The organism is Bradyrhizobium sp. 197 (assembly GCF_023073375.1).
In the GTDB taxonomy this organism is placed as follows: Bacteria; Pseudomonadota; Alphaproteobacteria; order Rhizobiales; family Xanthobacteraceae; genus Bradyrhizobium.
Genome location: NZ_JADPJJ010000030.1, coordinates 192,644 through 219,376, shown reverse-complemented (window position 1 = coordinate 219,376; position 26,733 = coordinate 192,644). Strand labels below are relative to the sequence as shown.

The following is a 26,733-nucleotide window of genomic DNA, read 5'->3' as shown; positions in this document are numbered from 1 at the left end:
TTGCTAGACGATCTGTCTGGTGTCGGCGGGCCTGTGCAGCGCGCCGACCAGGATGCGCAGCGCTTCGGTCAATTCGGCTCTGTTGCGCGCTGCGCCAAGCGAGACGCGTGCCGCGTGTGGCGCGGTCCCGTCGACGGTGAAGGCCTCGCCGGCGACGATGGCGAGACCATTTCGCAACAGATGCGCCGCGACGTCGGGGCGGCCCTCCGGCAGCCGCAGCCATAGATGATGAGCTGCAGGCTTGGCCAGAAATTGAAAACCCTTCAGTGTCCGTTGCGCAAGCTGCTGGCGTCCGATCGCCTCGCTGCGAATGGCGGTGATGATGCGATCGGCGATGCCGGTCTCGATCCAATGCGTCACCAGGGCGACCATAAGTGGCGCCGGCATCTGCACGGTCGCCTGCAAATGGTTGCGCATCTCCTGCTGGGAGCTCTCGTCGGGCGTCACCAGATAGGCCACCCGTAGCGCCGGCGCGATGCACTTTGACAGCGTGGTCGCCAGATATGTCCGCTCAGGAATGAGATTGGCGATCGGCAATGCGGAGCGGTCGAGCAGCCCGTAGGCGTCATCCTCGATCAGCATCGTATCGGCATCGCTGATGATCCTTGCGATGGCGCTGCGGCGCTCGGGGAGAAGCGTCGCGGTGGTTGGGTTGTGCAGCGTCGGGATGAGATAGACCGCTTTCGGCTTATGCGTGCGACACGCTTTCGCGAGCGCGTCAGGCAGGACGCCGCCGTCATCCATGGCGACGCCGACGAGCTTGACGCCGAGCCGCGCCGCGGCGGCCTTGATGCCGGGGAAGGTGAGGGCCTCCGTCAGCACCACGTCGCCGGGCCTGGCGAGATGGGCGAGCAGGTTGAACAGGATCGTCTGCGTACCGGGAAAGATCACAAGCTTGTCGGCATGCGCGTGCGGAACGCGTGCGCGCATCCAGCGCGTTGCGACCGCGCGCTCATGGGCGCTGCCGCCGGGCGGCTGGTAGTTGAGATGCGCGGTCAGGCCCGATTGCGCGCGGATGGCCTCGAGCCCTGCGATGATTCGCTCGTCCAGCTGCGCTTCGAGCGGATGCGGCGGCACGTTCATCGAGAGGTCGATCGCGACGGGATGCGGCAGATCGACCGCGCGGCGCGCGCTGGTCTCGGACACGAACGAACCCTGGCCGACCCGGGCTTCCATGATGCCGCGGCGGCGTGCCTCGGTATAGGCGCGCGTCACCGTGGTGAGGTCAATGCCGAGCGCTTTTGCGAGGGCGCGCTGCGTCGGGAGTTGCTGCCCGCGTACGAGGCGGCCCGCGGCGATGTCGGCCTCCATGGTATCGACGATGCGTTGATAACGCGGGCCATTCAGCTCCGAGATTGTAGGAGTCCAATCCATGCAATTTGAGCCCATATCCTTTGAATGTATGGATACAAGATAGTATTGTATGGATCAGCGAAAAGGAAGAGGTGCTGTCATGGCAACCGGCTCAATCTCTCTCACGAAAGCGATGTGGCGCGGTTTCGTGGGCAAATGCCCGAATTGCGGCGAAGGGCATGCGTTCGGCCATTTCCTGAAAGTGGCTGACGCCTGCGACCATTGCGGCGAGGACCTGTTTCACCAGCGCGCCGATGATTTTCCGGCCTATCTCGTGATGGTCGTCGTCGGCCATCTCGTGGTCCCGGCGATCCTCGCGGTCGAGACCGCCTATGCGCCGGCAGTCTGGTTGCAACTGGCGGTGTGGCTGCCGGTGACGCTGTTCGCTTCGCTCGCGCTGCTGCAACCGACCAAGGGCGCCATCGTCGGGCTGCAGTGGCAGATCGGCATGCACGGTTTTGAGCCAGGCAAGCTGCGGCGCGAGGCCGGTCAGCTTGCACCCGTCTTCGTGAAAGCCGATCCGCGCGCGGCCTGGGGGCCGTAGCGTTTACATCGCGCGACTGGCCGCTACACCGAACGTCATGGCGCCAGAGGCGCTGATGGCGGTGTTGCAAGAGATCGTCGGATAACGAGCCCCAAAATGGTGAGGGGCCCGATGCGGTCAGCATCGAACCCCTCGTCACTTCTTGGTAGACACGTTTTCTTCTGCTCGAAAACGCTTTAGAATATCAGCCGGCCTGTAAGCCGGGTTCTGTAAGGCATCGTCCGCTTGCGCGAACGATACGTGACGGCCATTCCTCTGGGACCATGTTTGCACATGGCCTCGAGCAACCTACCCGGACGGCGGGCCTGACATCGCCCCGCGGGTTATCGCTTTCGCGAACAGTCCGCTACGCCGTCCCTATTCGGTTTTGCTCCCGGTGGGGTTTACCATGCCGGCGCCGTTGCCGGAGCCGCGGTGCGCTCTTACCGCACCTTTTCACCCTTACCCGCCTATGCAGCTTGCGCTGCTTCGGCGTGGCGAGCCTTGCGGGCTTGTCACGCCATAGCCCTGTTAGGGGAGAAGGCGGGCGGTTCGTTCTCTGTGGCACTTTCCCTGGGGTCGCCCCCGCCGGACGTTATCCGGCACCGTATGTCAAGGGAGCCCGGACTTTCCTCTCCGGCGGCCTTTCGGCACTTGCCGGAGCGGCCGTCCGGCCGACTGACGGCTTACGCATGGAGCATTTGCGACGGTTCCGTCAAGCCGATATCGCCGCGCACGCGACCTTCAGATAATTTATCCTGAACATGTCGTTTGGTGCGTGCCCCGTTCGACTGGATGTCGGTGATCCCCCGAACACACAGGAGTGAAGCGATGCAGTATCTGCTGATGATCTACCAGAACGAGGTCGAATACGCGAAGAACGACGCTGCCACGGCCCAGAAGATGATGAGCGAATACCAGGCCTTCACGCAAGGCATCATCCAGAGCGGCAATTTCAAGGCCGGCGACCGGTTGCAGCCGACCACGACCGCGACGACGGTCCGCGTGCGCGACGGCAAGACGCTGACGACCGACGGCCCGTTTGCCGAAACGCGCGAGCAACTCGGCGGCTATTATCTCGTGGAGGCCAAGGATCTCGATACTGCGATCGAGATCGCGTCCCGGATTCCGTCGGCGCGCATCGGTTCGATCGAGGTGCGGCCGATCTGGGTCTACGACAAGTGATGGCGCAGCCGCGCATCGGCGCATGACACTGTCCGAGATCGACAAAATCTTCCGCGACGAGGCGGGGCGGGCGCTGGCCACGCTGATCCGCCTCGTCGGCGATTTCGATCTCGCCGAGGATGCGCTCCAGGACGCTTTCGCGGTTGCGCTGGAGCACTGGCCGGCGGGCGAGCTTCCCGACAACCCGCGCGCCTGGCTGGTCAACGTCGCCAAGCACAAGGTGATCGACCGGATTCGCCGGCAGGCCGTCTTCCGCGGCAAGCAGCAGGCACTTGTGCACGAGCTCGAGCTGAACGCGCAGGCGACCGACGAGCCGTCGGCGATGCTCGACGACGACATGCTGCGGCTGATCTTCACCTGCTGCCATCCCGCGTTCGCGCCCGAGGTCCAGGTAGCGCTGACGCTGCGCACCGTCTGCGGGCTCTCCACCGCGCAGGTGGCGCGCGCCTTCCTTGTCGGTGAGGAGGCGATGGCGCAGCGTCTCGTCCGCGCCAAGCAGAAGATCAGGCTCGCCGGCATTCCCTATGAGGTGCCCGAGCGCGACACGCTGGTGCCGCGGCTCGACGGTGTACTCGCCGTGATCTATCTCGTGTTCACCGAAGGCTATGTGGCGACGTCGGGTGCGGATTTGATGCGGCCCGATCTCGCGGCCGAGGCTATCAGGCTCGGCCGTTTGCTCGACCGTCTGCTACCCGATCGGACCGGCATCAAGGGCCTGCTGGCGCTGATGCTGCTGCACGATGCGCGCCGCGCCGGACGTGAGACCGCCGCCGGCGATATCGTGCTGCTGGAAGAGCAGGACCGCTCGCGGTGGAACCGTGCACAGATCGAGGAGGGCCTGCGTATGGTGGACGACGCGCTAGGCGTGCCCGGCCGGCCGCAGCCCTATGCAGTACAAGCCGCGATCGCCGCACTGCATGCGCGTGCGCCAAGCTATGAGCAGACCGACTGGCCTCAGATTGCCGGGCTCTACGAGGTCCTGCTGCGTATCAACCCGTCGCCGGTGGTTGAACTGAATCACGCGGCGGCGGTGTCGATGGTCGACGGGCCGGCACGCGCGCTCGATCTGGTGGATGCGATCGCCGCCCGCGGCGGGCTCGATGGCTACGAACTGTTGCCGGCGGTGCGGGCGGATCTGTTGCGGCGGCTCGGCCGGAAGGAGGAGGCGATGGAGGCGTATGCTACGGCGACGGAGGCGACGCAGCTCGAGCCGCTGCGACGGCTCTACGCGCGAAGAGTGAGGGAGATGGAGTAGTTGTTGCCTCATACTCCGTCATTGCGAGGAGCACTTGCGACGAAGCAATCCAGACTGCTTCCGCGGAGGCAGTCTGGATTGCTTCGCTTCGCTCGCAATGACGGGGTGTGTGGCAGTCGCCCTCACTTCGTCGCGATGGTCGTTGCCTCCTGAGGGAGACTCCCCAACAGCGCCTGCAAGGTCGACAGGGTGGAGTGATCCGTGACTCCATCCAGCCGCGCCGGCCGGAAGTGCCGCTGAAACGCGGTGACGACTTCCATCGTCCCGGCGTCGTATTTGCCGGTCAGGGGAACGCCGTAGCCGTATCTGGCGAGCGCCTGCTGCAGGCTCAACACCTCGTCGCTGATGGTGCCGAGCATGAGGCTCTCGCCGCGCACGACCGGCGCGGGCGTGACCCAGTGGCCGACGCCTGAATTGGCCAGCGAATGCCACGGAAATTTTTCGCCGGGATCCTTCTTGCGCGCGGGCGCGACGTCGGAATGGCCGAGCACCCGGTGCGCGGGCACCTTGCGGCGGAGCATGATGCCGCGGCACAGCGCGATCACGGCGGCGATCTGGCGCAGCGGGTATTCCGGATAGCCCCAATCGTGGCCGCGATTGACGATCTCGATCCCGATCGAGCAGGAGTTGATGTCATCCTGGCCGCCCCAGGACGAAACGCCGGCATGCCAGGCGCGCCTGGCCTCCGGCACACATTGCACGATACGGCCGTCTTCCAGCACGACGTAGTGCGCCGACACCTCGGTGCCCGCGGAGCAGAGCCGCGCCAATGCACCTTCGACGTCGGGCATGCCGGTGTAGTGCAGCACGATCATATCGGGCTGCCGGCCCTTGTTGCGGCCGCCATGGTTCGGTGAGGGGATGATGTCGGAGACGATCGAGGAATCCGGCTCGAACGTCCGCATGTTCGCCGCGGCCTTGGGAACCGGGAGAACGCGTTGACGCTTCGAATCAGATCCAGACGGCGTGGACGAACCGGACGACATAAACAGCTCGAGACAGACAGAGAGTGGGCCAAGCCCTTCTCTTTACTATTTCTTTACCCTCCACCGTGCGCAATCGGGAGACGGGGTTAACGGGTGCATTTTGGCGCATGTGTGTGGATGCAGCATCACCGTCGCGTCAGCTTTTCGACTTGTCACGAGCCGATCAACGCTTTCTTAACGCTAAGGGCCGTTACTGAGAGATGAAGAGCCGACCCGGGTCCGGAGGCGGCCAAAGCGTATTTTGGCTTGAAATCCCATGGCTGCCCGACAAATTCCGCTGGGAACACTGGGTTGGCGGCTCAGGGTCACCGGGCTCGGTAACCATGCTGGACGGGGGTCGGGTCGTGGAACCGCCGCGACGCGGAATCATACGAGGCGTTATGAGCTTGTTCGTCCCCGATCTCGCATGGACGTCCGGCGGGGCGCTCGGCAGGCTTGGCGCATGAACTCGGCTCCGCACATCCCCGTTCTTGGCCGCGAGGCTGTCGACCACCTCGCCCCGCGCGAAGGCGGCCTTTATGTCGACGCGACCTTCGGTGCCGGCGGCTACAGCCGCGCGATTCTCGACGTGCCGGGAAGCCGCCTGATCGCGATCGACCGCGACCGCACCGCAATCGCAGGCGGCGCCGAGCTGGTCGAACGCTCCGCGGGCCGGCTGACGCTCGTTGAAGATCGCTTCTCCAACCTCGCCGAGGTCTGCGCGGCTCAAGGCGTCGATGGCGTCGACGGCGTCGTGATGGACGTCGGGGTATCCTCGATGCAGCTCGACCAGGCCGGCCGCGGCTTCTCCTTCCGTCTCGACGGTCCGCTCGACATGCGGATGGGGCAGGCGGGACCGACCGCAGCCGACGTCGTGGCGCGTGCCTCCGAAGGCGATCTCGCCGACATCATTTACCTCCTCGGCGAAGAGCGGCATTCGCGCCGCGTTGCCCGCGCCATCGTCGCGGACCGGCAGGAGACGCCGTTCACGACCACGCGCGCGCTCGCCGATCTCGTCGGCAGGGTGGTTCGTTCCAAGCCCGGCGATATTCACCCGGCGACGCGGACGTTCCAGGCCCTGCGCATCTTCGTCAACGAAGAGCTCGAAGAGCTTCAGACCGCGCTTGCCGCGGCGGAGCGTGTGCTCAAGCCCGGCGGCCGCCTCGTGGTCGTCTCGTTCCATTCGCTGGAAGACCGCATCGTCAAGAATTTTCTCGCCGAGCGTAGCAAGACCGGTGGCGGCTCACGGCATCTGCCGGAAGTGTCGCAGGCTGTGCCCAGCTTCCAGCTCTTGACACGGCGGCCGGTGATCGCAGGCGAAGACGAGGTCGCGCAGAACCCGCGCGCGCGGTCTGCAAAACTGCGCGCCGCCGAGCGCACCTCGGCGCCTGCGCATGACGATGGCGAGCAATCGCCCTGGCCAAAACTCTCCGACGTCATGAGGGGCGGCTAGCGCATGCGCTTCATCCACCTCCTCGTCATCGGCGCGCTGGTCTTTGCGGCGGCCTATGTCTACCGGATCAAGATGGACTCCACGGCGCGCACCGAAAAGGTGCTGCGGCTGCATGCCGAAATTCGCGAGCAGCGCGACGCCATCGCGGCGCTCCGCTCCGAATGGGCCAAGCTCGACGCGCCCCTGCGCCTGCAAGGCCTGTCGGACCGGCATCTGCAGCTCAAGCCGGTCAACGGCACGCAGTACGATTCACTGAAGAACCTGCCCGAGCGTCCGCCGCGGATGTTCAGGCCGGGCGAGCCGGATCCGATCGGCGCCATGCTCAACACCATCGAAGCCGCGAGCGATCCCGACACGGTGACGGGTTCCGTGCCTCAGCCCGAGGACAAGCAATGAGTGCTGTGACCCCGGCCAAACCTGCAGCAAAGCCGACTGAGCCCTGGCGGCAGCGGCTGATCCGCAGCCTGCTTTATGGGCGCAACGTCGATCGCGCCGCGAAGGCACGCGCGCGCGTCGGCCTGGCGATGCTCGCCTTCGTCGCGGTCTACGCCCTCATCGGCGGCCGGCTCGTGATGTTCGCGATCGGCGCCGACGCTCACGGCGCGCGCCGCGCCGCGGCGCAGGAGGTGGTCGCGACCGCGCGGCCCGACATCATCGATCGCAACGGCGCGATCCTCGCGACCGACGTCAAAGCGTCGAGCCTGTTCGGCGAGCCGCGCCGCATCATCGACAAGGATGAGGCGATCGAGCTCCTGACCGCCACCGTGCCCGATCTCGACGAGGTCGAGGTTCGCGAGCGCCTGTCGTCGCGCAAGGGCTTCGTCTGGCTCAAGCGCGAGATCACGGCGAAGCAGCAGCAGGACATCCACAAGCTCGGCATTCCCGGCATCGGTTTCCTGCGCGAGAACAAGCGCGTCTATCCGACCGGCAACGAGGTCGCCCACCTCATCGGTCTCGTCAACATCGACAACCAGGGCATCGCCGGCATGGAGAAGTGGCTCGACAATCAAGGGCTGGCCGATCTCCACCGCGCAGGTTTTGCCACCGACCGGCTGCAAAAGCCGATCGAGCTCTCGGTCGATCTGCGCGTCGAGCACGCCCTGCGCGACGAGCTCCTGAAGGCCAAGGAGAAGTACCACACCAAGGCCGCCTCCGGCATCGTCTCCAACGTCAAGACCGGCGAGATCGTGGCGATGGTCTCCCTTCCGGACTTCGATCCCAACAATCCGAAGGAAGCGCACGACCCCGACCGCATCAATCGCCTGACCACCGGCGTCTACGAGATGGGCTCGACCTTCAAGGCGTTCACGCTGGCGATGGCGCTCGATTCCGGCAAGATCAATTTGAACTCGATGTGGGATGCACGGGGAAACCTGCACTACGGCAAGTTCACCATCCATGACAGCCATTCGCTCGGACGTTTCATCAACACCAAGGAAGTGTTCACGTTCTCGTCCAACATCGGTGCCGCGCGGATCGCGCTCGGCCAGGGCGTCGAGGCGCACAAGGCGTTCCTCGCCAAGATGGGCCAGTTGACCCGGCTGCGCACCGAGCTGCCGGAGAGCGCGGCTCCGCTGATACCGCGCCGCTGGGGCGAGCTGAACACGGTCACCATCGCGTTCGGCCAGGGCATGTCGGTGGCGCCACTGCAGGCGGTGATGGGCATCAACGCGCTGGTGAACGGCGGCTATTTGATTCCGCCGACCTTCATGAAGCGCACGGAGTCCGAAGCGGCGGCGATGGCGAAACGCGTGATCAAGCAGGACACCAGCGACAAGATGCGGTTCCTGATGCGGCTCAATGCCGAAATCGGCACCGCCAAGACCGCCGACGTCAAGGGTTACTATGTCGGCGGCAAGACCGGCACGTCCGAAAAGGTCATCAACGGCCGCTATGCCAAGAAGCGCGTGCTCAACTCCTTCACCGCGATCATGCCCTGCGACGATCCGAAATATCAGATCCTGATCATGCTCGACGAGCCGCAGGCGATTCCTGAAACGAAGGGTTTCATCACCTCCGGTTGGAACGCGGTGCCGACCGGCGGCAAGGTGATCGAGCGGATCGCGCCGCTTCTGGGCATCGAGCCGCGGTTCGACCTGCCGCCGTCCGAGCGCCTTATTCTTGCAGCATCCAGGACAACCCAGTAATCAACCGGGTGGGCCGTTGCCGCCGCTGAGTCGGGATTTCTCTGAAGATTCGGCGCTCCGGTGCGGCATGTCGACTGGAAGACCATGAAGCTGCGCGACCTCCTAGGTCAGGATGTTCTGGGCAATGATGCCGCACTCGAGCCCGCTGTCGCGGCGCTCGATGTGAACGGCGTTGCCCTCGACAGCCGCGTGGTCAAGCCGGGCGATCTCTTCTTCGCACTTGCGGGCAGCAAGACCGACGGTGCGCGCTTCATCGATGCCGCGATTGCCGCAGGTGCGGTGGCGGTCGTCGGCGACCATGCGCCGGCGGCCAGCAAGGTGCCGTTCGTCGCGGTCGCCAATCCGCGCCGCGCGCTGGCGCTGGCCGCGGCAAGATTCTTCCCCGCGCAGCCCGCGACCATCGCCGCGGTGACCGGCACCAGCGGCAAGACCTCGGTCGCGGCGTTCACGCGCCAGATCTGGGAACGGCTCGGGCACGCCTCCGCCAGCATCGGCACCATCGGCCTCGTTTCACCCAAGCGCACCGTCTACGGCTCGCTGACGACGCCCGATCCCATCGCGCTGCACCGGCAGCTCGACGAGATCGCGCGCGAGGCGGTCACGCATCTCGCCTTCGAGGCGTCCTCGCACGGGCTCGATCAGTATCGCCTCGACGGCGTGCGCGTTTCCGCCGGCGGCTTCACCAATCTCTCGCGCGACCACATGGATTATCATCCGACTGTCGCGCATTACCTCGCGGCCAAGCTGCGCCTGTTCCGCGAGCTGGTTCAGCCTGGAGGCGCGGCTGTGATTTCGGCCGATCATGATTGCTCGGCGGAGGCGATCGACGCGGCAAAGTCGCGCGGCTTGCGCGTGATGGCGGTCGGTCGCAACGGCGACGGGGCAGGCGAGGGCATTCGTCTCGCCGGTGCCGAAGTCGAAGGGTTTTCGCAAATGCTCGCGCTCGAGCATCGCGGCAGTCGCTATGCGATCCGGCTGCCGCTGGTCGGCGAATTCCAGATCGAGAACGCGCTGGTGTCGGCCGGCCTTGCCATCGGCACCGGCAGCGACGCCGCAAATGTGTTTGCAAGCCTGGAGCATCTCGAAGGCGCCAAGGGTCGGTTGGAGCGCGTCGGCGAACGCAATGGCGCGCCGATCTTTGTCGATTACGCGCACAAGCCCGATGCGCTGGCGAAGGCGCTGCAGGCGTTGCGTCCCTACGCCAGGCGCAGGCTGATCGTCGTGTTCGGCGCCGGCGGCGACCGCGATGCCGGCAAGCGTCCGATCATGGGCGAGATCGCGGCTGACAACGCGGACGGAATCATCGTCACCGACGACAATCCGCGCAGCGAGAAGCCGGAGGCCATCCGCGCCGAGATCCTCGCGGCCGCCAAGGGCGCGCGCGAAATCGGCGACCGCGCCGCGGCGATCCGCATTGCGATCGAGGAATTGGAAGAGGGCGATGCGCTGCTCATCGCCGGCAAGGGACACGAGACCGGGCAGATCGTCGGCGGAGAGATTTTGCCCTTCAGTGATCACGAGGCGGTCGCCGCCGCATTAGCGTCGAGGATTCCATGAGCGCGCCAATATGGACGGTGGCTGAAGTGGCACATGCGCTGGGCGCTGCCGGATCATTCCCGGACACGCCGATCGATGTCGTCACCCAGGACAGCCGGCTGGTGAAACCGGGCAGCCTGTTCGTCGCGCTGAGTGGCACGCCGAGTGGCGGCTTCATCTCGGCCTTCGCCAGCGCGCGTGATGGTTGGGAGTTCGCGGACAAGGCGGAAGCTTCCGGCGCGGTCGCGATGATCGTGCCGTACCAGATCGCCGGCATCCGCATTCCCCAGATCGTCGTCAAGGACACGCTGATCGACGGTCTCTGGGGTCTTGCGCGTGCCGCACGCGCACGCTTCAAAGGGCCGGTGATCGGGCTCACCGGCAGCGCCGGCAAGACCAGCACCAAGGAGTTTCTGGCCGCCTATCCCGGCGCCTATGCCAGCCCGGCGAGCTTCAACAATTTCTGGGGCGTGCCGCTGACGCTGTGCAATGCGCGGCCCGATGCCAGTCTCTGGGTCGTCGAGATGGGCATGAACCAGACCGGCGAGATCGCGCGGCTCAGCGAACTGACGCGGCCGACGGTTGCGCTCGTCGTCAACGTCCAGCCGGTGCATCTCGAGAAGCTCGGCTCGCTCGAAGCCATCCGCCGCGAGAAGGTGTCGATCGCCCTCGGTCTGTCCTCGGACGGCGTGCTGGTGCTGCCCGCCGGGATCAAGGCGCCGGACTGGAAGGGCAAGGTCGCACGCTTCGGCGAGAAAGCCGAAGTGCACGAGGTCGCGCACGCGCCGCATGGCGACAGCTGGCAGGTCGTGGCCGCGCTCGGCAAGAAGGAGATCGCCTTCAGCCTGACGCCGGGCGCGCCGCACCGCGTGCAAAATGCGCTGGCCGCGCTTGCTTCGATTCGTGCGGCGAACCTCGATGCGGCGACGCTTGCGACCAAGCTCGACCGCGTCGGCATCATGACCGGCCGCGGCGTCGAGCAGGCGGTCGGCGGCGTCACCGTGATCGACGACAGTTTCAACGGCAACCCGGCCAGCGTTGCTGCTGCGCTGCAAAGCCTCCAGGCGCGCAACATGACAAGCGGCCGCCGCATTGCGGTGCTCGGCGACATGCTGGAACTGGGCGACGGCGCGCCGGGCTATCACACCGACCTCGCCAAGCATCTCGACGGCATCGACGGCGTCTATTGCGTCGGGCCCTTGATGCGTCACCTCTTCGAGGTGCTCCCCGCCGGCAAGGGTCTCGGCTGGCACGACGATCCCGTCACGCTGAAGCCGGGCGAGGTCGCAAATCTGCTGAGGGCAGGCGATGTCGTGGTTGTCAAGGGGAGCAAGAAGATGTTCTGGGTCAACAAGTTTGTGCCGGGCCTAGTGGCCGCCTTGCAGGCAAAGGCGTAAACTGCTTGGAAGGCGCTGCTCCCGAATCCCACCCTTTGCGGCGCGAAACCGTCCGTTTTCTTGAGAGGTCGCCCGACCCCATGATGAAGACCAGCGAATGCGCGTGAGGCACGTCGAGTCCAATACCAAGAACACGGCCATAACCACGGCCAAAAACGCGTGCGAAAAGCGCCATAGGACCGTCTGAATGTTTTACTGGCTGATCGAGCTCTCCAACACATTTCCGGGCTTCGGTGCCGTTCGCACCTTCCTGAACGTCTTCCGCTACATCACCTTCCGCACCGGCGGCGCGGTCGTCACCGGCGCGCTGTTCGTGTTCCTGTTCGGGCCCTGGATCATCGACCATCTGCGCCTCCGCCAGGGCAAGGGCCAGCCGATCCGGGCCGATGGCCCGCAATCGCATCTCGCCAAGAAAGGCACGCCCACCATGGGCGGGCTGATGATCCTGTCCGGCCTCACGGTCGGCACCGTGTTGTGGGCCAATCCGCTCAACCCCTACGTCTGGATCGTGCTGGCAGTGACGCTCGGCTTCGGCTTCGTCGGATTCTATGACGATTATCTCAAGGTGACCAAGCAGACCACGACGGGCTTCGGCAGCAAGCTTCGCCTGCTGATCGAGGCGGCCATCGCGCTGGTCGCCTGCTATGCGCTGGTGCGGCTGAACCGCGATCCCGCGTCGACCGCGCTGACGATTCCTTTCCTGAAGGACACCGTGCTGCATTTCGGCTGGTTCTTCATCGTGTTCGGTGCCTTCGTCATCGTCGGCGCCGGTAACGCGGTGAACCTCACCGACGGTCTCGACGGCCTTGCCATCGTGCCTGTGATGATCGCGACCGCGAGCTTTGCGATGATCGCCTATCTCGCCGGCAACGCGGTGTTCGCCGATTATCTCCAGATCAAATATGTCGCCGGTACCGGCGAACTCGCGGTGCTCTGCGGCGCGCTGCTGGGCGCCGGCCTCGGCTTCCTCTGGTTCAACGCGCCGCCGGCCTCGATCTTCATGGGCGACACCGGCTCGCTTGCGCTCGGCGGCATGCTGGGTGCGATCGCGGTGGCGGTGAAGCACGAGATCGTGCTCGCGGTGATCGGCGGCCTGTTCGTGCTGGAGGCGGTCTCCGTCATCGTGCAGGTGGTGTCGTTCAAGATGACCGGAAAACGCATCTTCCGGATGGCGCCGATCCATCACCATTTCGAGCAGCTCGGCTGGACCGAGCCGCAGATCGTGATCCGCTTCTGGATCATCTCGGTGATGCTGGCGCTGGCGGGCTTGTCGACCTTGAAGCTGCGGTGACCGGTCGATGATCCCCGTGACGTCCTTTGCCGGCAAGACGGTCGCAGTGTTCGGCCTCGGCGGCTCGGGGCTCGCGTCCTGTCACGCGTTGAAAGCGGGCGGCGCCGAGGTGATCGCCGCCGACGACAGTGCCGAGAACGTCGCCAAGGCCGCGCAGGCGGGCTTCATCACGGCTGATTTGCGAAACGTCTCCTGGGCGAATTTCGCGGCGCTGGTGCTCGCGCCCGGCGTGCCGCTGACACATCCGGTGCCGCATTGGAGCGTGCTGAAGGCGCGCGAGGTGGGCGTCGAGGTGATCGGCGACATCGAGCTGTTCTGCCGCGAGCGGCGGCGGCACGCGCCGGACGCGCCGTTCGTCGCCATCACCGGCACCAACGGCAAGTCGACCACCACGGCGCTGATCGCGCACCTGACGAAAGTTGCCGGCTACGACACCCAGATGGGCGGCAATATCGGCACGGCGATCCTGTCGCTTGAGCCGCCGCGCATGGGCCGCGTCCACGTCATCGAGATGTCGTCCTACCAGATCGACCTCACGCCCTCGCTCGATTCCTCCATCGGCATTTTGCTCAATGTCAGCGAGGACCATATCGACCGTCACGGCACCATCGCGCATTACGCCGCGGTGAAGGAACGCCTCGTTGCTGGTGTGCAGGGCGGCGGCACCGCGATCGTCGGTGTCGACGACGGGTTTTGCCGCGACATCGCCGACCGGCTCGATCGCGCAGGCAAGAAGGTGGAGCGCATTTCCGTCAAGAACCCGTTGGCGAGCGGCATCCATGTCGAGCACGGCACCATCGTGCGCAATTCGGGCGGCGCCCGCAGCGAGGTTGCCAGACTTGGTGGCATCGGCTCGCTGCGCGGCCTGCACAATGCGCAGAACGCGGCGTGTGCTGCCGCAGCCGCGCTCGCGATGGGCATCAGCCTCGATGTGCTTCAGAACGGCCTGCGCAGCTTTCCCGGCTTGGCACATCGCATGGAGCAGGTCGGCCGCCGCGGCAACGTGCTGTTCGTCAACGACTCCAAGGGCACCAACGCGGACGCCACCGCACATGCGCTGTCGTCCTTCGGCGATATCTTCTGGATCGCCGGCGGCAAGCCGAAGGCGGGCGGCATCACTGGGCTCACCGGCTACTTCCCGCGCATCCGCAAGGCCTATCTGATCGGCGAGGCCGCACCGGAGTTTTCCGGCACGCTCGGCACGCAAGTGGCGCACGAGATCAGCCAGACTCTCGACGTCGCAGTCGAGCATGCCGCGCGCGATGCGGAGATGTCGGGCATCACTGACGCGGTCGTCCTGCTGTCACCCGCCTGCGCGTCCTTCGATCAGTACCGCAACTTCGAAATCCGCGGCACCAGGTTCCGCGAATTGGTGCAGGCGCTGCCGGGTGTGAAGCCGGTGGTGTAGGAGCTCCCGTGTCCCGGACGCGGTGCGACACGAAGTGACGCTCCGCAGAGCCGGGGCCGAGAAGCCGCAATAGACCCCGGCTCTGCAGCGCACCGCCATAGCGTGTCGAAGACGCGCGTAAACGCGCTTATGGCGCTGCGTAGCGTCCGGGGCACGTGACTCTCCACAAGTTCATCGATCTCATTAACCCCCCGTAAACCAACCTCGGCGACCAATGGACCGACCTCTGTCCGAAAGCGGCCGCCATGCTCTCCCGTGAAGAACGCACCCCCTTTTCCGAGTGGTGGTGGACCGTCGACAAGCCGCTGATGGGCGCCATCCTGGCGCTGATGCTGACCGGCGTGATCCTGTCGCTGGCGGCGAGCCCGCCGGTTGCGACCCGCATCGGGCTCGATCCCTTCCACTTCTTCAGCCGTCACGTGCTGTTCCTGGTGCCGTCCTGCATCGTGCTGCTCGGGGTCTCCTTCCTGTCGCCGCGCGCGATCCGCCGCAGCGCGCTGATCATCTTCACCGTCAGCATCATCCTGATCGTGCTGACGCTCGCGATCGGCCCTGAGGTCAAGGGCTCGCGGCGCTGGATCACGCTGCTCGGCGTCAATATCCAGGCCTCTGAAGTTGCCAAGCCATCCTTCGTCGTCATCGCGGCCTGGCTGTTCGCGGAATCGACCAAGCGCCCGGAAATGCCGGCGACCTCGATGGCGCTGGTGCTGCTCTTGATGCTGGTGTCGCTCCTGGTGATGGAGCCGGACTTCGGCCAGACCATGCTGATCCTGATGGTGTGGGGCTCGCTGTTCTTCATCGCGGGCATGCGGATGATCTGGGTGTTCGGCCTTGCCGGGCTCGGAGCGGCCGGACTGTTCAGTGCCTACCTGTTCGTCCCCCACGTCGCCGGCCGCATCAAGCGCTTCATGAATCCGGCCTCCGGCGACACCTTCCAGGTCGATACCGCGATGGAAGCCTTCTACAACGGCGGCTGGTTCGGGCTCGGACCGGGCGAGGGCATCGCCAAGCGCAGCCTGCCGGACAGCCACACAGACTTCGTGTTCGCGGTCGCCGCCGAAGAGTTCGGCATCATCCTGTGCCTCGCCATGCTGGCGCTGTTCGCCTTCGTCGTCATCCGCACGTTGTCGCGCGCCTATGCCAACGAGGACATGTTCTCGCGCTTTGCGGCCTCGGGTCTTGCGATCCTGTTCGGCGTGCAGGCGGCGATTAACATGTCGGTCAACCTCCAGCTCATCCCCGCCAAGGGCATGACGCTGCCGTTCATCTCCTATGGCGGCTCCTCGATCGTGTCGCTGGCCTATGGCGTCGGCATGATGCTGGCGCTGACGCGGCTGCGCTCGCGCACGGAGGTCGAGGCAAGCGGCCACGCCGAGGCGATGCGCAGCTACGCGTGACCCTCACCCTGAGGAGCCGCGCTACGCGCGGCGTCTCGAAGGGCGAGGCCACCGGCCGGGCCTGCATCCTTCGAGACGCGCGAAGATGCGCTCCTCAGGATGAGGATCAGGCAGTCTGGCCGGCTCGCTCGCAATAACGAGGGAGACACTGTAAAACTCCCCCACCATGGACAAATCCCCCCTGATTCTTCTCGCCGCGGGCGGCACCGGCGGCCATCTGTTTCCGGCCGAGGCGCTCGGCGTCGAATTGATCCGGCGCGGCTTCCGTGTCCGCCTCGTTACCGACGAGCGCGCGCTGCGCTACAGCGGGCTGTTCACCAAGGACATGATCGACGTCGTATCGAGCGAGACCGCGCGCGGCCGCAATCCGCTGCAGCTCGCCTATGCCGGCCTGACGCTCGCCGCCGGCACGCTGTCCGCCTACGGCCTGATCAAGCGATTGAAGCCGGTCGCCGTCGTCGGCTTCGGCGGCTATCCGACGCTCCCACCGCTGGTCGCGGCAAAATTCGCCGGCGTGCCCGGCATCATCCATGACGCCAATGCGGTGCTCGGCCGCGCCAACCGGTTCCTGTCGAGCCGCGTCCGCGCCATCGCGACGTCGTTGCCCGGCGTACTCGACCGCGATCGGGCGCTATCCGGCAAGACCACGACCGTCGGAACGCCGATGCGACCGGCAATCCTCGCCGCAGCCGACGTGCCATATGCTGCGCCTGAAGTGAACGGCCCGCTGCGCCTGCTCGTCGTCGGCGGCAGCCAGGGTGCACGCATCATGGCCGACATCGTGCCTGGCGCGATCGAGCGCCTCGAGCCTGCGTTGTGGAGCCGGCTCGTTCTCACCCAGCAGGTGCGCGACGAGGACATGGCGCGCGTGCGCGCGGTCTACGACAAGCTCAAGATCAATACCGAGCTTGCGCCGTTCTTCACAGATCTGCCGGCAAGGCTCGCCTCCAACCATCTGGTGGTGTCGCGCTCCGGTGCCGGCACCGTGGCCGAACTCGCCGCGATCGGGCGGCCCTCGATCCTCGTGCCGCTGCCCGGCGCAATCGACCAGGACCAGTTCGCCAATGCCGGCGTGCTGGCCAAGGTCGATGGCGCGATCCGCATCCTGCAGACCGAGTTTTCCTCCGATCGCCTCGCCGCCGAGATCTCCGCCTTTGCCGCCGAGCCCGCGCGTCTTGCCGCCATGGCCGAGGCCGCCCGCAGCGCCGGCCGGCTCGACGCGGCCGAGCGGCTGGCGGATCTTGTGGTCAAAGTTGCGGGAATCTGACGCGAAAAAGCCCTTGTCTTCGCCTTCTAAAGCGGGGCATCCAGTAGGAAAGGCCCGCGGCTGATTTGGCCGTGACCATCGCCAGAGCCGCTCTTGCAGGGCGGCAAGGTCAGGGAACAACGCATGAGACTGCCGCGCGAGATCGGACCCATCCACTTCGTCGGGATCGGCGGGATCGGCATGAGCGGCATCGCCGAAGTGCTGCTCAATCTCGGCTATTTCGTGCAGGGCTCGGACGCGTCCGACAATTACAATCTCGACCGTCTGCGCAAGAACGGCGCGAAGGTCTCGGTCGGCCACAAGACGGAGAACGTCGACGGCGCCGAGGTCGTCGTGGTCTCCACCGCGATCAAGCGCGACAATCCGGAACTGATGGCGGCGCGCGAACGGCGCATCCCCGTGGTGCGCCGCGCCGAGATGCTGGCCGAGCTGATGCGGCTGAAGAGCTGTGTCGCCATCGCCGGCACCCACGGCAAGACCACGACGACCACGATGGTCGCGACGCTGCTCGACGCCGGAGGCCTCGATCCCACCGTGATCAACGGCGGCATCATCAACGCCTACGGCTCCAACGCGCGTCTCGGTGCGGGCGACTGGATGGTGGTCGAAGCCGACGAGAGCGACGGCACATTCCTGAAGCTGCCGACCGAGGTCGCGATCGTCACCAATGTCGATCCCGAGCATCTCGATCACTTCAAGACCTTCGAGGCCGTGCAGGACGCGTTCCGAAACTTCGTCGAGAACCTGCCGTTCTACGGCTTTGCCGTGATGTGCATCGACCATCCCGTGGTGCAAACCCTGGTCGGCAAGATCGAGGACCGCCGCATCATCACCTATGGCGAGAATCCGCAGGCCGACGTGCGTTTCCTCGATCTGACCCCGATGGGCGGCGGATCGAAGTTCAAGGTCGCGTTCCGCGATCGCAAGACCGGCCGCGTGCACGAGATCGCCGATCTCATGCTGCCGATGCCGGGACGCCACAACGCCTCCAACGCGACGGCCGCGATTGCGGTCGCGCGCGAGCTCGGCGTGTCGGACGAGGCGATCCGCAAGGCGATCGCCGGCTTCGGCGGCGTCAAGCGCCGCTTCACCAAGACCGGCGAGTGGAACGGCGTCACCGTGATCGACGATTACGGCCATCATCCGGTCGAGATCGCCGCGGTGCTGAAGGCCGCGCGGGAGTCCACCAACGGCAAGGTCGTCGCCGTGGTGCAGCCGCATCGCTACACCCGCCTGGAGTCGCTGTTCGAGGAATTCTGCACCTGCTTCAATGATGCGGATGCGGTGATCGTCGCCGAGGTCTATGCCGCAGGCGAGACGCCGATCGAAGGCATCGACCGCGACCATTTCGTCTCAGGCCTTCGTGCGCACGGCCACCGCGAGGTGATTCCGCTGCCGGCGGCGCCGGAGCTTGCGGGCATCATCAAGGCAATCGCAAAGCCGGGCGATCTCGTCGTGTGCCTGGGCGCCGGCAACATCACGCAATGGGCGTATGCGCTTCCCGGCGAATTGAAGGCGCTGGGGTAGGGCAGTGAGCTTTCCCGACATCACCCCCACTCTCAAAGCCGCGATGCCGAAACTTCGCGGCCGGCTGCTCGCGAACCAGTCGCTCGCCGAGCTCACCTGGTTTCGCGTCGGCGGTCCCGCGCAGGTGCTGTTCACGCCGGCGGACGAGGACGATCTCGCTTATTTCCTCGCTCATCTCGCAAGCGACATTCCCGTCTACGTCGTCGGCGTCGGCTCCAACCTGATCGTGCGCGACGGCGGCATAGCGGGCGTGGTGATCCGGCTGACGCCGCGCGCCTTTGGCGAGGCGAGCGCGAGTGGCGATGTCGTCACAGCTGGAGCCGCCGCGCTCGACAAGCGCGTGGCGGAAGTCGCCGCTTCCGCCAATATCGGCGGGCTCGAATTCTACTTCGGCATTCCCGGCACGATCGGCGGGGCGCTGCGCATGAATGCGGGCGCCAATGGCGGTGAGACCAAGGACGTGTTGATCGAGGCGCGAGGCGTCGGGCGCGACGGCACGAAGCACGTCTTCTCCAATGCCGACATGAAGTTCGTCTACCGCAACAGCGGCGTCGATCCCTCCATCATCTTCACCTCCGGGGGTTTCCGCGGCGAGATCAGGGATGCCGAGGCGATCCGCGCGCGCATGGCGGAGGTGCAGTCCCATCGCGAGACCGCGCAACCGATCCGCGAAAAGACCGGCGGTTCGACCTTCAAGAATCCGCAAGGCCATTCCGCCTGGAAGCTGGTCGATGCCGCCGGCTGCCGCGGTTTGCGCGTCGGCGGGGCTAAGGTCTCCGAGATGCACTGCAATTTCCTGATCAACACGGGTGACGCCACCGCGCACGACATCGAGACGCTGGGCGAGACCGTGCGTGAACGGGTGAAGGCAAATTCCGGAATTGAGCTACACTGGGAAATCAAGCGGATCGGAATTCCCGGCTAATTTGGACAAGCGACGAGAGAACATGCGCATCACCATCCTCTTCGGCGGCTCCAACCGCGAACGTCTGGTTTCGGTCGCGTCAGCCCAGGCGCTGCATCAGGCGCTGCCCGAGGCCGATCTCTGGTGGTGGGACGTCGAGGACAAGGTGCATGTCGTGCAGTCCAAGCAGCTGCTCGTACATGCCCGCCCGTTCGAGGACGAGTTCAAGCCGGGTACATCAGGCATTCCGCTGGCGCAGGCGCTCGACCAGGCCAAGGCCGAAGGTCGCGTGCTGGTGCTCGGCCTGCATGGCGGGCGTGCCGAGAACGGCGAATTGCAGGTGATGTGCGAGGCGCGCGGCGTGGCCTTCACCGGCTCGGGCTCGGCCTCCTCGCATCTTGCCTTCGACAAGATCGCGGCCAAGCATTTCGCCGCGCTCGGCGGCGTGACGCCGCCGGCTAACGTTGCGCTGGACGAGATCGACGAGGCGTTCGCCGAATACGGCCGGCTGATCGCAAAGCCCGCGAAGGATGGCTCGAGCTACGGCCTGATCTTCGTCAACGCCAAGCAGGATCTCGTCGCCGTCCGCAACGCGGCGAAGCACGAAGAATACGTGATCGAACCCTACATCGCCGGCGTCGAGGCGACCTGCGGCGTGCTGGAGCGGCCGGACGGGTCGATCATCGCGCTGCCGCCGATCGAGATCATTCCGGGCGAGGGTAGCTTCGACTACGCCGCGAAATATCTCTTGAAGTCGACCCAGGAGATCTGCCCCGGCCGCTTCACGGCGGAGATCACCGCCGCATTGAAGCAGCAGTCGATGCTGGCGCACCGGGCGATGTCCTGTACCGGCTATTCCCGTTCGGACTTCATCGTCTCGGACAAGGGCCTGGTCTATCTCGAAACCAATACGCTGCCGGGCCTGACCAAGTCATCGCTCTATCCCAAGGCGCTGAAGGCCGAGGGCATCGAATTCGTCGACTTCCTGCGCGGTCTGGTCGAACTCGCCGTGCCCGGTGTGCGAAAATAATTAGGATTGGTTAACGGCCGAAGTGGCGAAACGGTCGGTTTTGGAACCCAAAACCGGTAAAATGCCGGACATTGCGGCATAAATGCCTCACCGGCCTGGGCAAAAAGCTCTCGTCGTTAACGAACTTTACCTTTTGTTTACCAGGACGTCCGAAGGTTAACGCTGGCGGCGCATATGACGCTTTGGCTGCCGGCGCGTGGACCGTTGCGGGTGTTGTCACCTCCAGCGAACGCTCTGAAGGGGAGAGGTTTTCTTCTGCTGAAGACCAGCACCCGGCCCGGCAAGTCCGAGACGTCATATTCGCCAGGACCCGCGCGATGTCGCGGGCAAACTGTTGACGAGCTCGTGCAATGGATGGAGCAGGAAGCCTCACTCGGTCGCTTTTCAGATCGCTGAGGCCCCAAGCTGACCTGAAGGCGGCCGCTATCGGAGCGGTCGTGCTTCTGCGCGAGTGGGTGCAGGACAAGCGCGAGGAAAGACTTCACGGCGCCCGCGCGGCCGCCAGGGACAAGACCAAGGCCAAAGCCGTCGTCGAGCGCGAGCCGCCGCCGCGCGTGGTCGCGCTGGTCGAGCGCTTTATGCCGCGCCGGGTCGGGATCAGCATGACGGTGCTGCTCCTGATCGGAAGCTGCGGCTTCGGTATCGTCAAGGGCGGCCATCTCCAGGATTTCATCACCGCGGTCAACGACACCCGCAACGCGCTGGCCAATTCCGCGGGCTTCCGCATCACCTCCGTCGTGATCAACGGCCGCAAGCAGCTCAGCCAGGATGAGATTCTGGCGATCGGCGGCGTCAGCGGCCGCTCATCGCTGCTGTTCCTCGACGCCGACGCCGTGCGCGACAAGCTCAAGGGCAATCCCTGGATCGCGGATGCGACCGTGCTGAAGCTCTATCCGGGCCAGCTCATGATCGAGCTCACCGAGCGCAAGGCGTTCGCGCTGTGGCAGGAGGCCGGCCGGCTTTCCGTCATCGCCGATGACGGCGCCGTGCTCGAGGCCTATGTCTCGCGCCGGTTCCTGTCGCTGCCGCTCGTGGTCGGCAAGGGCGCCGATACGCAGGCCCGCGATTTCCTCGCGCTGCTGGCGCGCTATCCGCAAGTCAATTCGATCACCAAGGCCGCGATCTTCGTCGGCGAGCGGCGCTGGAACCTGAGGCTCAAGGATGGCCTCGATATCCGGCTGCCCGAGCAGGACGTCGGCAACGCGCTTGCGATGCTGTCCAGGCTCGACAAGGAGGACAGGCTGTTCTCCCGCGACATCGTCGCCGTCGACCTGCGCCTGTCCGATCGGCTCGTGGTGCAGCTGTCCGAGGACGCCGCCAAAGCGCGCGAAGATTTGTTCAAGGACAAGAAGAAGAAAAAGACCGGGGACGCCGCATGACCGGTCTTGATCGCACCCAGACGCCGAAGACACGCCCGATGTCGCACAAGCGCAGCGGCCTCGTCGCCTGCCTCGACATCGGCACCAGCAAGATCGCCTGCATGATCGCGCGGCTGAGGCCGTCGGCGCCGAGCGAAGCCCTGCGCGATCGGACCCATGCGGTGGAACTGATCGGTTACAGCCAGATCCAGTCGCGCGGCATGAAGGCCGGCGCGGTGGTCGATCTAGGCGAATGCGAGCAGGCGGTGCGCCAGGCCGTCGGGCTTGCGGAGAAAATGGCCAAGGTGCGGGTCGAGTCCGTGTTGCTGTCGGTCTCCGGCGGCCGGCTCTCCGGCCAACTGGTCGAAGCTGCGGCCGACATCCGCGGTGGCGCCGTGACGCCGGCCGATGTCAGCCGTGTCACCTCCACCGGCATGCGCCACGCCACCGGCGAAGGCCGCACGGTGCTGCATGCGCTGCCGGTCGGCTACACGCTCGACGGCGTCAAAGGCATCCGCGATCCCCGCGGCATGGTCGCGCATCAGTTCGGCGTCGACATGAACGTCGTCACCTGCGACGCCACCGTGGCGCGCAACCTGATGCTGGCGGTCGAACGCTGCCACATCAATGTCGAAGCCATGGCGGCGAGCCCCTATGTGGCCGGCCTGTCGGTGCTGACCGACGACGAGGCCGATCTGGGCGCGGCCGTCGTCGAGATGGGCGCAGGCACGACAACGATCGCGGTCTATTCCGGCGGCCGGTTCGTGCATGCCGCGGGTTTTGCGGTCGGTGGGCAACATATCACGATGGATCTGGCGCGCGGACTCTCCGCGACCATTGCCGATGCCGAGCGAATCAAGACGTTATACGGGACCGTCATCACCGGCGGATCGGATTCGCGTGAGCTGATGTCTGTACCGACAGCCGGTGACGAACAGGATCTGCCGCAGATCGTCTCCCGCGCTACCATCGCCAATATCGTCAAGCACCGTGCCGAGGAAGTCTTCGAAATGGTTCGGGACAAGCTGAAGGATTCGCCCTTCGCCTCCGAGCCCAACGGCCGCGTCGTGCTCTCCGGCGGGGCCTCGCAGCTCACTGGCCTCGTCGAACTGGGAACGCAGATTCTCGGCCGGCCCGTGCGGGTCGGACGTCCGCTCGGTTTCGGCCGGCTGCCCAACGAGGCGAAGAACGCCGCGTTCGCGGTGCCCGCCGGACTTCTCGTCTACCCGCAATATGTTCACCAGGAACATGTCGAACCGCGGCATACGCGGCAGCAGGTCAAGACAGGGACGGGCGGCTATTTTGGAAAGGTCGGACGATGGCTACGCGAGGGCTTCTGATGAACCGGTTCCGCAATCTTCGAATTTCACCAACTCCCGCGGCCGTCGGCCGGGGCGAACCCACGCGCGCGTGATCGAGAGGCAAACATGACCATCAGCATCAATGCTCCTGATATTCACGAACTGAAGCCCCGCATCACCGTGTTCGGCGTCGGCGGCGCCGGTGGTAACGCCGTCAACAACATGATCACGGCGGGCCTTCAGGGCGTCGACTTCGTCGTCGCCAACACCGACGCGCAGGCGCTGACGATGTCGAAGGCGCAGCGCATCGTGCAGATGGGCACGGCGGCGACGCAAGGATTGGGCGCAGGCTCGCAGCCGGTCGTCGGCGCGGCCGCGGCCGAAGAGGTGATGGACGAACTCCGCGACCATCTCTCGGGCGCCAACATGGTGTTCGTCACCGCCGGCATGGGCGGCGGCACCGGCACCGGTGCGGCTCCCGTGATCGCCAAGATCGCCCGCGAGATGGGCATCCTTACCGTCGGCGTCGTGACCAAGCCCTTCCACTTCGAGGGCGGCCGCCGCATGCGCACTGCGGAAGCGGGCATCAACGAGCTGCACAAGGTCGTCGATACGCTCCTGATCATCCCGAACCAGAACCTGTTCCGGGTCGCCAACGAGAAGACCACCTTCGCCGACGCCTTCGCGATGGCCGACCAGGTGCTCTATTCCGGCGTTGCCTGCATCACCGATCTGATGGTCAAGGAAGGCCTGATCAACCTCGACTTCGCCGACGTGAGAGCGGTGATGAAGGAAATGGGCAAGGCGATGATGGGCACGGGCGAAGCCTCCGGCGACAAGCGCGCGCTGACCGCCGCTGAAGCCGCGATCGCCAACCCGCTGATCGACGATAGCTCGATGAAGGGCGCCAAGGGCCTCCTCATCTCCATCACTGGCGGCAAGGATCTCACCCTGTTCGAGGTCGACGAAGCTGCGACCCGCATCCGCGAGGAAGTCGACCAGGACGCCAACATCATCGTCGGCGCAACCTTCGACGAAGCGCTCGACGGCCTGATCCGCGTCTCGGTCGTCGCCACCGGCATCGAACAGGCCGCGATCGCCCGCAACAGCCAGGCCACCAGCGCTCCCGTCGCGAACGCGGCGCCGCAGGCACAGCAGGCTCCCGCTGCTCCGGCCGCGGTTGCCGAGAGCCGCCTCGCCGATCTGACCGCGCGGCTGCGCGCCGACAATCAGCGCATGGCCGAGCGCGCCCAGAAGCTGGAAACGCAGATCCCGGCCGCCGCACCGGGCCAGTTTGCCGCCGCTCCCATGGCTCCGCGTGCGAACGTCGAGCGCGCTGCGCTCGCCGCCATCGCTGCCGCCGTTGCGGACGTGCCGCAGGCTCCCGCCCCGATGCAGACCTATGGCGACGTCACCGTGCGCCCGATCGCGCAGAAGCCCACGCTGTTCCCGGAGCCTGAGCAGGCGCCGATGGCCATGCATGAGCAGATGACGCCGGAAACCTTCATCCCGCCGCAGGCGGAGCGTGCGCCGGTCCGCACACCGCGGATGCCGCGAATCGAAGAACTGCCGATGCCGGCCCAGGCCGAGCTTCGCCAGGCCCGCGGCGAGCTTGAAGAAGAGACCCCGCAGAAGACCCGCCTGTCGCTGCTCCAGCGCCTCGCCAATGTCGGCCTAGGCCGTCGCGACGAGGAGAGCGAAGCACCGATCGCGGCTCGTACCGCCGGTCCCGCGATGCCGCCGCTGCCCGATCGCCGGACCCAGAAGACCGTGGCGCAGCAAATCGCGTCCAGCGAGCCGGTGTCCGAGTATGCCCGCCGTCCCGCGCCGCAGGGCCTGGACATGCATGGCCGTCCCGCGCCTGTTGCCCCGGCGCCACAGGGAGACGACCATCTTGATATCCCGGCCTTCCTGCGGCGGCAGGCGACCTGAGGATTGTTACAATAAGGCAGACGAAAAAAGGTCCCGGCGGGAAGCTTGCCGGGACCTTTCCTTTTGTCCGGCATATATCCGGATTGCGTCGCCAAGCAGCTGATTTTAAATCATTAATTACGTATTCGATGGTTCAGTAAAACTGCCGATAACGGTCCCGAACTTCGCTCTAATTTGGTTAAGCCTTGGCGCGAATACGGCAGGTTTGGGGTAACAATCGGTAAAAAAGCGTGAGTTGGCGCTGTTTGAGGCAGTGACTATGGTTTGCCGTGACTTGGGGATACGGATTCGGAGCGGGCGGCCTTGGCCGGTCAGTCGGGTTCAGTATAAGTCGCGATGGTCGTAGTGGGGCGGTTCCTGATGAAATTTAGCCGGCAAACAACGCTTCGTGCGCAAGCCTCCGTGGCAGGCGTCGGCGTTCATTCCGGTCTTCCCGTCACTCTCACGCTTGGGCCCGCTTCTGTCGACGCGGGTTTTATTTTTGTCCGCACAGGGCTCGAGGGAAGTGACCGCGAAGTTCAGGCGACCGCCGAGCAGGTGATCGCGACCGATTTCGCCACCGTCCTCGGCGATCGCAGCGGCCCGCTGGTTTCCACCGCCGAGCATGTACTTGCTGCGCTGCGGGGCATGGGCGTCGACAACGCCATTATCGAGATCGACGGGCCGGAAGTGCCGATCATGGACGGCAGCGCCGCGGCCTTCATTGCAGCGATCGATCAGGCCGGCATCGTGACCCAATCGGCACAGCGCCGCTTCATTCAGGTTTTGAAGCCGATCTCGGTCAAGGTCGGCGATTCCTTCGGCGAGATCAGGCCCTACGCCAACGGGTTCCGCGCCGAGGTCGAGATCGACTTCACCAATCCTGTCATCGGCCAGCAGAGCTACGCCTTCGACCTCAACCCGGAACGTTTCCGCCGCGAAGTCGGCCGGGCCCGGACTTTCGGTCTGATGTGCGACGTCGCGCGGCTCTGGAGCGCCGGCTATGCGCTCGGCGCCTCCTTCGACAACACCGTCGTGTTCGACGAGGAGCGGCTGCTCAACACCGAGGGCCTCCGCTACGCCGACGAATGCGCCCGCCACAAGGTGTTGGACGTGATCGGCGACCTTGCGCTGGCCGGTCTGCCGCTGCTTGGCGCCTATCGCTCGGTCCGTGGCGGCCACAAGCTCAACCACGCCGTCCTGACCGCGCTGCTCGCCGACCGGACCGCCTGGCGGGTGGTCGAGGGCGAGGCGGCCCGCCGCACCACCGCGCGTCCCGTGGGCGAAGTCGGTCGTGGCATCGTCGGCGGCCGGATCGCCGCGGCCTACGGGCCGGACGTTTCCTGAAGAGAGACGTGTCCTGACGGACCTCTCGTCGCGGCCACTTGTACCCGCCGACCCCGGGAAACTCCTGGTAACGATGATCGGCTAGGATCGCGGCGCGTTCGCCTTAATCCGGGCGAAATGCCTGCCTATCCGGTTGGTTCAAGATCGTTTTTCGGTTACACCGGCGTAGTCGCATGGC

Annotated in this window: 21 protein-coding genes and 1 other RNA gene; 19 read left to right on the top strand and 3 right to left on the bottom strand. The window is 65.6% G+C overall.

The features are described from left to right. Positions 1-3: 3 nt before the first annotated feature. Positions 4-1,374, bottom strand: a complete 1,371-nt coding sequence (locus IVB27_RS07535; protein WP_247442578.1) for an aminotransferase-like domain-containing protein — start codon at positions 1,372-1,374, stop codon at positions 4-6. A 79-nt stretch (positions 1,375-1,453) separates the two neighbouring features. Between IVB27_RS07535 and IVB27_RS07530 the strand changes: the two genes are divergently transcribed. Beyond that, positions 1,454-1,897 carry a DUF983 domain-containing protein gene (locus IVB27_RS07530; protein ID WP_247442577.1) on the top strand — a complete coding sequence of 148 codons (444 nt, stop codon included), beginning with the start codon at positions 1,454-1,456 and terminating at the stop codon, positions 1,895-1,897. Between the two features lie 180 nt (positions 1,898-2,077). Here IVB27_RS07530 and rnpB read toward each other — a convergent pair. Continuing rightward, positions 2,078-2,558, bottom strand: an RNA gene (gene rnpB, locus IVB27_RS07525) — RNase P RNA component class A. 149 nt (positions 2,559-2,707) lie between these two features. Between rnpB and IVB27_RS07520 the strand changes: the two genes are divergently transcribed. Both IVB27_RS07520 and IVB27_RS07515 read left to right on the top strand, forming a co-directional pair. Beyond that, the gene (locus IVB27_RS07520) at positions 2,708-3,061 is read left to right on the top strand and encodes a YciI family protein (RefSeq protein WP_247347753.1); all 354 of its coding nucleotides are present in this window, start codon (positions 2,708-2,710) and stop codon (positions 3,059-3,061) included. 22 nt (positions 3,062-3,083) lie between these two features. Further along, entirely contained in the window at positions 3,084-4,316 is a 1,233-nt protein-coding gene (locus IVB27_RS07515) for an RNA polymerase sigma factor (RefSeq protein WP_247442576.1), read from the top strand. Positions 4,317-4,438: 122 nt separating this feature from the next. Here IVB27_RS07515 and IVB27_RS07510 read toward each other — a convergent pair whose 3' ends face one another. Next, on the bottom strand, positions 4,439-5,221 hold the full coding sequence (locus IVB27_RS07510; RefSeq protein WP_247442571.1) for an N-acetylmuramoyl-L-alanine amidase: 783 nt from the start codon (positions 5,219-5,221) through the stop codon (positions 4,439-4,441). A gap of 523 nt (positions 5,222-5,744) precedes the next feature. Between IVB27_RS07510 and rsmH the strand changes: the two genes are divergently transcribed. From rsmH to lpxC, 16 genes are all read left to right on the top strand, one after another. After that, positions 5,745-6,734 (top strand): 16S rRNA (cytosine(1402)-N(4))-methyltransferase RsmH, encoded by a 990-nt coding sequence (gene rsmH / locus IVB27_RS07505; RefSeq protein ID WP_247442570.1) that lies wholly within the window; start codon positions 5,745-5,747, stop codon positions 6,732-6,734. Positions 6,735-6,737: 3 nt separating this feature from the next. Next, positions 6,738-7,130: a cell division protein FtsL gene (gene ftsL, locus IVB27_RS07500; RefSeq protein ID WP_247347749.1), complete on the top strand. Its 393-nt coding sequence runs from the start codon at positions 6,738-6,740 to the stop codon at positions 7,128-7,130. Beyond that, positions 7,127-8,881 (top strand): peptidoglycan D,D-transpeptidase FtsI family protein, encoded by a 1,755-nt coding sequence (locus IVB27_RS07495; protein ID WP_247347748.1) that lies wholly within the window; start codon positions 7,127-7,129, stop codon positions 8,879-8,881. The genes ftsL and IVB27_RS07495 overlap by 4 nt, the downstream gene beginning before the upstream one ends. An 84-nt stretch (positions 8,882-8,965) precedes the next feature. After that, positions 8,966-10,438, top strand: a complete 1,473-nt coding sequence (locus IVB27_RS07490; protein ID WP_247442914.1) for a UDP-N-acetylmuramoyl-L-alanyl-D-glutamate--2,6-diaminopimelate ligase — start codon at positions 8,966-8,968, stop codon at positions 10,436-10,438. Beyond that, positions 10,435-11,814 carry a UDP-N-acetylmuramoyl-tripeptide--D-alanyl-D-alanine ligase gene (locus tag IVB27_RS07485; RefSeq protein WP_247442567.1) on the top strand — a complete coding sequence of 460 codons (1,380 nt, stop codon included), beginning with the start codon at positions 10,435-10,437 and terminating at the stop codon, positions 11,812-11,814. The genes IVB27_RS07490 and IVB27_RS07485 overlap by 4 nt, the downstream gene beginning before the upstream one ends. A gap of 187 nt (positions 11,815-12,001) precedes the next feature. Further along, the gene (mraY, locus tag IVB27_RS07480; RefSeq protein WP_247347744.1) at positions 12,002-13,105 is read left to right on the top strand and encodes a phospho-N-acetylmuramoyl-pentapeptide-transferase; all 1,104 of its coding nucleotides are present in this window, start codon (positions 12,002-12,004) and stop codon (positions 13,103-13,105) included. 7 nt (positions 13,106-13,112) lie between these two features. Further along, the gene (murD, locus tag IVB27_RS07475; protein ID WP_247442565.1) at positions 13,113-14,513 is read left to right on the top strand and encodes a UDP-N-acetylmuramoyl-L-alanine--D-glutamate ligase; all 1,401 of its coding nucleotides are present in this window, start codon (positions 13,113-13,115) and stop codon (positions 14,511-14,513) included. A gap of 245 nt (positions 14,514-14,758) precedes the next feature. Next, a complete protein-coding gene (gene ftsW / locus IVB27_RS07470) occupies positions 14,759-15,910 on the top strand; it encodes a putative lipid II flippase FtsW (protein ID WP_247442556.1) in 1,152 nt (383 codons plus the stop codon). A gap of 166 nt (positions 15,911-16,076) precedes the next feature. Beyond that, positions 16,077-17,177: an undecaprenyldiphospho-muramoylpentapeptide beta-N-acetylglucosaminyltransferase gene (gene murG / locus IVB27_RS07465; protein ID WP_247442549.1), complete on the top strand. Its 1,101-nt coding sequence runs from the start codon at positions 16,077-16,079 to the stop codon at positions 17,175-17,177. A 123-nt stretch (positions 17,178-17,300) separates the two neighbouring features. After that, entirely contained in the window at positions 17,301-18,704 is a 1,404-nt protein-coding gene (murC, locus tag IVB27_RS07460) for a UDP-N-acetylmuramate--L-alanine ligase (RefSeq protein ID WP_247442548.1), read from the top strand. Between the two features lie 4 nt (positions 18,705-18,708). Then, positions 18,709-19,629, top strand: a complete 921-nt coding sequence (murB, locus tag IVB27_RS07455) for a UDP-N-acetylmuramate dehydrogenase (protein WP_247442547.1) — start codon at positions 18,709-18,711, stop codon at positions 19,627-19,629. A gap of 22 nt (positions 19,630-19,651) precedes the next feature. Next, positions 19,652-20,638 carry a D-alanine--D-alanine ligase family protein gene (locus tag IVB27_RS07450; RefSeq protein WP_247442546.1) on the top strand — a complete coding sequence of 329 codons (987 nt, stop codon included), beginning with the start codon at positions 19,652-19,654 and terminating at the stop codon, positions 20,636-20,638. 350 nt (positions 20,639-20,988) lie between these two features. Beyond that, complete coding sequence (locus IVB27_RS07445) at positions 20,989-22,017, top strand: cell division protein FtsQ/DivIB (RefSeq protein WP_247347729.1); 1,029 nt, start codon at positions 20,989-20,991, stop codon at positions 22,015-22,017. Beyond that, complete coding sequence (ftsA, locus tag IVB27_RS07440; protein WP_247347727.1) at positions 22,014-23,336, top strand: cell division protein FtsA; 1,323 nt, start codon at positions 22,014-22,016, stop codon at positions 23,334-23,336. The genes IVB27_RS07445 and ftsA overlap by 4 nt, the downstream gene beginning before the upstream one ends. A gap of 87 nt (positions 23,337-23,423) precedes the next feature. Continuing rightward, complete coding sequence (gene ftsZ / locus IVB27_RS07435) at positions 23,424-25,229, top strand: cell division protein FtsZ (RefSeq protein WP_247442545.1); 1,806 nt, start codon at positions 23,424-23,426, stop codon at positions 25,227-25,229. Positions 25,230-25,589: 360 nt separating this feature from the next. After that, complete coding sequence (gene lpxC / locus IVB27_RS07430) at positions 25,590-26,555, top strand: UDP-3-O-acyl-N-acetylglucosamine deacetylase (protein ID WP_247347722.1); 966 nt, start codon at positions 25,590-25,592, stop codon at positions 26,553-26,555. Positions 26,556-26,733 lie beyond the last annotated feature (178 nt).